We start from the raw sequence: 6,507 nt of genomic DNA, 5'->3' as shown, positions 1-6,507 counted from the left end.
GTAGAGGCAAGCTCCGACAGGCACGCCGACGATCCATGCCACGTCGATGTGCCTAGATAGGCAGCCAGGGGGCCCGTATAGTAATACATCAAAATGAAAGGGATTCCGCCAAGACAGCAAACACGAACGCGCCGATCGCTATCGGATTATATCGGCCGTAGATGCCGTCTGGATCGAAAATGTCCGCTACGCTGTATTGTCCACGCCGCAAGACGTAATAATCAACGAGGTTGATTGCGGTCCAGGGGATGAGTGCATAGCTCATCAGAAAGATGAAATTCAAGAACATGGTCGAGAAGGCGCCGTCGCCAAAATAAGACAGGATAGCATTGGCGATCGCAATCGCGATCATCACAACGGCCCGCTGCGTTGACCCAAAACGCATATTTCCAAATGGTTGTATGGTCGTCACTACTGCCATGAACGCGCCGTAGAGATTGAACACGTTGATGCACAGAAGCGCGTAGACGATCAGCACATACAAGATCGGCGAAAAACTACCGAACACCATAGCAAGACTACTACCGGAGTTGTCACTGAAGGTGGGGATCTGTACCGCCACCAGCGCACCAAGGAGCATCATCGCGAAGAGTGCAACGGCGATGCCCGCGAAGGTATACCAGAACACCTTCTTCGAGGAAACATTGCTCGGCAGGTAGCACGAATAGTCGGCAACATAAGGCGGAACGACAGGGCGAAGGTACAGGTTACGCCGATGCCGGCGAAGACGAGCGCTGGCTTCGTGGCTACCGGCAGCCAGTAGTCCAGGCTGGGTGGGTTGCTCAGCACGATAACGAAGACGACAGCATAGATTGCGCAGGCGATCCAGGTGAGCCAACGCTGGGTGTCGTGGATCAGTTTATAACCGTAAAGCGCGATGGCAAAACTCAGGATCGTGAATACTACGATCGAAACGGAGCGAGGAACCGCTACAACTCCGTTCACAGTCTGGGCGGCGAGCAGAGTGTTGCTGACGCTGAAGCCGAAATAGATGAACATGACGAAAAGCATTGGGAAAATCGCACCAAGCACGCCGAACTGCGCTCGAGACTGGATCATCTGAGGGATGCCAAGCCGCGGACCCTGCACTGAATGGGAGATCACAAATATTCGCTCGGACCCGTCGAAGCTTTACTCGGCAATCGCCGTGATCAAGAACCCGCGGCCGGCCAGCGCCGGGTAAAACTGCGACGGACCTGCCGCGACCGTTCAGCCGGAGTTCCGCGGCGGTTGTTTAGCTCTCGGGGGTCAGAATAATGGACCCATCGAATGATATTGGTTGGCCCTCACGGAGGGGCCAATATTCCCTAATGACCAACTCAGCGGGAATAGCCCGACCCGGAAATAGGTACGAAGGAACAGTCGAACGACAGTCAAAAACCCAATCACATGGACGAACGACGATTTTCTCGATCTGGGCGCGTCCAATGTGGCAGCTTCGATTGAATTCCGATCTTTTACAGGAGCTTTCCGTTTAAGCGACCGAAAGCCTTCTGGCGACTAGCGATGTGCGAAGCTTCATGGCCGGCTTTTCAATCAGCGCCCATGATAGAGTGGCTAATGCCACGGTCCCGACCGGCTCGACGATCCAAAGCCACCAGTGGCCGACCCATCCCATGCCGATCAGCGTGTGCATGACGAGCATATGGTAAAGGTAGATCCCGTAAGAGAGATCCTGCCCGCGCAAAAGGTTAGGGCGCGGAAATGAGTACGCTGCCGACAGGACTAGACCGGCTAGAATAGCGATTCGGAATGCATCGACAGGCGCCGCATTGTTGATAGAGATGAATGCAGCGGACGTCCCTGCTACCCACCACGTTATCGCGAGATGAGCTGCCAGCCACCACAAGAGCTTCCCCTCAAAGATCCTGCTTACGCGATGCCAGTAAAGCCGAGCAAGAACTCCCATCGAAAAAATCCAGAAAGTCGGGCCCACTGTCACCGACAGGAACGGATTGTACCTATCAGTTATGTTGAAGTACTGCGCCATGACCCAAGACCCGAGAGCGGCGACGGCAACGACTAGCGCCCCTGCTCGTTTCCACCGCCGCCAAATTTCCAACAGCGTTGGCAGGGTGAGGTAGAATGTCAGCTCCACCGTCAGCGTCCACAGCACTCCACTTGGGTCCGAGACGCCGTAAAAGCCGCTCATCGTGTAGGGCTCGTAGGTGAAGTAGACGGCCCAGATTCGTGCAGCGGTCAGAATGTAGACCGTGAAGTAAGACAGATACTGCAAGATGCCAGTGACATTTAATCCCCCCGTCACAAACAGGGCAAGTTCCATCACGGCGATGTTGACGAACAGTGCAGGAAAGATTCGGAGCGACCGCTTGACGAAAAAAGAGGCCGCCGACGATGAGCGGATGTAAGAATCTGTTACTAGAAAGCCGCTGATTACAAAGAAGATCGCAACACCCGGCGTCGAAAACAACAGATTGAAGGCCGTTGTGCCGTTCAAAGAATCGCCCAGGTGAAGCCAATTCCACGCGTGGCTGAACATCACTTGGCAGGCGGCAAAGAGCCTTAACAGGTCGAAGTTGTTCCGGTGGCCGGATGAGTGTTCATTGGATGGTCCCATGAATGTCCATTAGCCGGCAGATGCCGCGCAACCTTTCGGCGGTGTATTGAGAACAGAAGTCAGGTGTGGTGGTGGACGGCTTAGTTGTCTGCAGCCAAGACGGTGTAATTGCCGCTTCTCAAGGCTCAGACAGCCTGTCGTCGAGGTAAAGAGCCGTTTGCGCCTTGGCGACTGATTTCGCCCAGTGCCGCCTGCGGATGCAAACCCGAGCGGCATTGGCATCCCCCGTCAGATCGTTTGCCTTCGTTGGTTAACAACATCGATGGGTAATACCTATAACTAGGATCAACTATGAGACGTCTTTGGCCGATCTTTTGGATCAAACTGAACAATCGTGATCCAACTGGCAGTGAGTGCGGGCCGGTTCTCGTTTTCGATCTCGACCGTCACCTCGTAGGTCGTCACCAGCATGCTTGAGCCCCGAAAACGGCAGTCGGACAATACGAAGCGGCCGCGTACGCGACTCCCAGTCTTAACGGGCGACATGAAGCGCACGTTGTCGAAGCCGTAGTTGAGGCCCATTGTCTGCTCGCGAATTTTTGGCATCCCGCTGAAATTCATCACCGACAAAAGTGAAAGAGTCAGGAAACCATGAGCGATCGTGCCGCCAAACGGGCTTTCCACCGCAGCGCGTTCCGGGTTCACATGAATGAACTGATGGTCATGCGTTGCATCCGCGAATAGATCGACTGTTGATTGATCGATCATGATCCATTCGGATCTTCCAACTTCCTGGCCAACTCGCCCAAAGACATCCACGAGCGAAATTTCATTCATACGACCTCACTTATTCTAAATTCCAATGAGAAGGTTTCGGTATTTGTCCGAAATCGCGCTAGCTCCGGGAGCTATGCAATTATTCGACAGTGACCGATTTTGCGAGATTGCGCGGCTGGTCGACATCGGTTCCTTTGGTGACCGCCACGTAGTAGGCAAGCAGCTGTAGAGGTAGAGAGAAGATGATGGGCGCAATTATTTCCTCGACATCCGGCAGCACGATCGTGTGAATGGTATCGAGCTTCGAACGCGTAGCTCCGCTCTCATCGGTGAGAAGAATGACGCGGCCGCCGCGTGCGGCAACCTCCTGCATGTTGGAGACGGTCTTGTCGAAGAATCGATCATGTGGCGCGATAATGATGACGGGCATGTTTTCATCGACGAGCGCGATCGGGCCGTGTTTCAGTTCACCGGCGGCATAGCCTTCAGCGTGGATATAGGAAATTTCCTTGAGCTTTAGCGCGCCTTCCATCGCCAAAGGGAAACTGGTGCCGCGGCCAAGAAAGAGCGCATGAGAGTATCCCGAAAGTTCCCGCGACAGGAGTTTGATCTTTGGCCGAATGTTCCGCAGCACCTGCCTCATGATGCGCGGCATTTCAATCAAGCTCATGACCAGTTGCCGCTCCTCGTCCTCGGTAATCGTACCGCGCGCCTTGCCTGCACTGATGGCCAGAGCAGCAAGAACTGCGAGCTGGCAAGTGAACGCCTTGGTCGAGGCGACCCCGATCTCAGGACCTGCGAGGATCGGGAAGATGACATCGGCTTCTCGGGCAATGGTCGATTCGCTTGCATTGACGACGGCGCCGACCTTCAGCCCTTGTGCCTTGCAATATCGCATTGATGCTAGCGTGTCGGCGGTTTCACCGGACTGCGAGATGAAAAGCGCCGCCGCATGTGGCAACAGGGGGATATCGCGATAGCGGAACTCTGAAGCGACATCGATTTCCACTGACAGGCGTGCGTAGCGTTCGAACCAGTACTTGCCGATCAGGCCTGCCAAATAGGCAGTGCCGCATGCGGAGATCACGAGGCTACTGGCGTTTGCAAAATTCAGTTCCGTTGATACTTGAACTGCCCGATTGCTGGCTATATCGATGTAGCGGGCGAGAGCACCGGCTATGACCTCGGGCTGTTCGTAGATCTCCTTCTGCATGAAGTGGTCATAGTCGCCCTTGGTCACTCGGTCGACAGAGGCCATCGAGGTGTGTCGAGGGCGTGTGACGACATTGCCCTCACTATCGAAGATCCTGAAGTCTGTTTTCTCGATCACGGCCCAGTCGCCGTCAACCAGGTAGGTAACTTCGTTGGTTAAGGGAGCAAGCGTGATAGGGTCGGAGCCTAGAAACATTTCCCCGTCGCCATGACCAATCACCAGCGGAGGTCCATTGCGCGCCGCCATAATGGTGGCTGGCTCATCCTGGAAAAGAATTGCAAGGCTGAAGGCTCCCTTCAGCCGCTTTAGCATCGCGTGCATGGCCTCTCGGCCGCTCATACCGCCGCGACGGGATTTTGCGAGGAGATGCGCGACGACCTCGCTATCGGTGCTCGTCTCGAAATCCGCACCAGTCGCCTCCAGTTCGGCCTTCAGCTCCGCGAAGTTTTCGATGATACCGTTATGAACGACGGCAATACCGTCGACGATATGTGGATGAGCGTTTCGTTCTGTCGGCGCCCCATGAGTAGCCCAGCGGGTGTGGCCGATGCCGATGATCCCGTCTAGCGGCTGTTGCTTTAGCCTCATTTCAAGATTGACGAGCTTACCCTGCGCGCGGCAGCGCTCCAACGTGCCCTCAGAGATCGTGGCAACGCCAGCGGAGTCATATCCGCGGTACTCCAGACGCTTTAGCGCGTCGAGCAGTCGCTGCGACACCGGGCGCCGCCCGACGATGCCAACAATCCCACACATTGATTTGTCTCCGTTCGGTGTGCCAAAGGACGAAGGTGCCACGATGCTTTGTAGCGCGCCCATTTGCGGAACCTTCTAATCGCATCCGGTAAGATGTTTAAAATCGATTGTTGTGATCGCGCACATCCAAATTGTGGATGCAACTCGCGCCATTGCCTTTACGAGATCCGCTCAATGTAGGTGGAGATGCCGCACCAAGTTCATTGAATTGATGGCGAAACACCTCGCCTTCTCAGGCGAGTTCAGTTTCCACTGGTTCGACGAGACGTGCAAAGCCCACATATGTGCATCCGTCAGAAAGCCGTCGTGGTTGCCGCGTTGGCCGGTCTGATATCCAAGATTTAAGAATCAACCACGCCATATCGGCTTGGTGGCAAGTGGGAGTGTTGGTTCACAAGCACCGCCTTGACTATGGCGTTCTCAGCGGCTTGCCTCAGCGCTTCAACCGAGCCGGATTTCCCATGGCCTTTTCCCCTGCGGGTATATCGCGGGTGACTACGCTTCCGGCGCCGATGACGGCGTTGTCGCCGATCGTCACCCCTGGGAGGATAATTGCTCCACCCCCAATCCAGACGTCTTTGCCAATCCGGACAGGCCGACCTAGCTGCAGACCAGCCTGCCGCTGCTCGGGATCATGCGGATGGTCGGCGGTGTAGATCTGCACAGCCGGTCCGACTGCCGTCCCAGCACCGATCGTCACTTCTGCTACGTCAAGGATTACGCAGTTGAAATTGATGTAAACGTAGGCACCAAGCCTGATGTTGAAGCCGTAGTCGCAATGAAATGGCGGACGGATGACGGCTCCAGTTCCGACCTCTCCTAGTCGCTCCAGAAGAAGTGCGTTCCAATGCTCGGCCGTACTTCCCAGAGTATCATTATATCTCTTCAGCCAAGCTCCCGTGGCCAACAGGTCCGTCTGAATCTCCTCGTCCGCCGGGTTGTACATCTCGCCCGCCAGCATCTTTTCTTTTTGAGTGCGTGTCATTGTCTGTTCTCAGTTCGCGTTCATCGATGAAGTTGTTGGTCCTCTGACGCCCGGCTTGAACGAGGTTCAGATAAGCTCCTCTTCTCGACGCTCGACATCGCATGGCGCAGAAGAGAAGTCCCGGCAGGAAAGCGGTCGGCAAAGCGGCGTTTGCGTGGTCCAGAGTCTCGTTCGACAGCAGTGGATTGAAAGTGGCAGTGACCAGCCCGGCCGGCAAGCGGAATCGATAGCAAGTGAAGTTGAAGAGCCGCTCCGAGTGCC

General features: G+C 55.4%; 5 protein-coding genes and 1 pseudogene. All 6 read right to left on the bottom strand.

Annotated elements, in window-relative coordinates:
* Nucleotides 1–88: 88 nt before the first annotated feature.
* Nucleotides 89–838 (bottom strand): cytosine permease, encoded by a 750-nt coding sequence (locus tag ACMUVN_RS32415; protein WP_080635756.1) that lies wholly within the window; start codon nucleotides 836–838, stop codon nucleotides 89–91.
* Nucleotides 769–1,059, bottom strand: a pseudogene (locus tag ACMUVN_RS32410) (cytosine permease); the annotation flags it as partial. The pseudogene ACMUVN_RS32410 and the gene ACMUVN_RS32415, both read right to left, overlap by 70 nt.
* A 415-nt stretch (nucleotides 1,060–1,474) precedes the next feature.
* A complete protein-coding gene (nodX, locus tag ACMUVN_RS32405; RefSeq protein ID WP_017968975.1) occupies nucleotides 1,475–2,578 on the bottom strand; it encodes a nodulation protein NodX in 1,104 nt (367 codons plus the stop codon).
* Nucleotides 2,579–2,863: 285 nt separating this feature from the next.
* The gene (locus ACMUVN_RS32400; RefSeq protein ID WP_017968974.1) at nucleotides 2,864–3,355 is read right to left on the bottom strand and encodes a MaoC family dehydratase; all 492 of its coding nucleotides are present in this window, start codon (nucleotides 3,353–3,355) and stop codon (nucleotides 2,864–2,866) included.
* Nucleotides 3,356–3,434: 79 nt separating this feature from the next.
* Nucleotides 3,435–5,261: a glutamine--fructose-6-phosphate transaminase (isomerizing) gene (gene glmS / locus ACMUVN_RS32395; RefSeq protein ID WP_414815992.1), complete on the bottom strand. Its 1,827-nt coding sequence runs from the start codon at nucleotides 5,259–5,261 to the stop codon at nucleotides 3,435–3,437.
* Between the two features lie 433 nt (nucleotides 5,262–5,694).
* Nucleotides 5,695–6,246, bottom strand: coding sequence for a sugar O-acetyltransferase (locus ACMUVN_RS32390; protein WP_017968972.1), 552 nt, complete (start codon nucleotides 6,244–6,246; stop codon nucleotides 5,695–5,697).
* Nucleotides 6,247–6,507 lie beyond the last annotated feature (261 nt).

The sequence above is a fragment of the Rhizobium sp. IY2 genome (genome assembly GCF_047532935.1).
In the GTDB taxonomy this organism is placed as follows: domain Bacteria; phylum Pseudomonadota; class Alphaproteobacteria; order Rhizobiales; family Rhizobiaceae; genus Rhizobium; species Rhizobium anhuiense.
This window is presented reverse-complemented; position numbering and strand designations above follow the sequence as displayed.

Bases quoted from the DNA above. Each gene is read 5' to 3' on its own strand.
- ACMUVN_RS32400 (WP_017968974.1), bottom strand. From the start codon at position 3,355: ATGAATGAAATTTCGCTCGTGGATGTCTTTGGGCGAGTTGGCCAGGAA.
- nodX (WP_017968975.1), bottom strand. From the start codon at position 2,578: ATGGGACCATCCAATGAACACTCATCCGGCCACCGGAACAACTTCGAC.
- ACMUVN_RS32390 (WP_017968972.1), bottom strand. From the start codon at position 6,246: ATGACACGCACTCAAAAAGAAAAGATGCTGGCGGGCGAGATGTACAAC.
- glmS (WP_414815992.1), bottom strand. From the start codon at position 5,261: ATGTGTGGGATTGTTGGCATCGTCGGGCGGCGCCCGGTGTCGCAGCGA.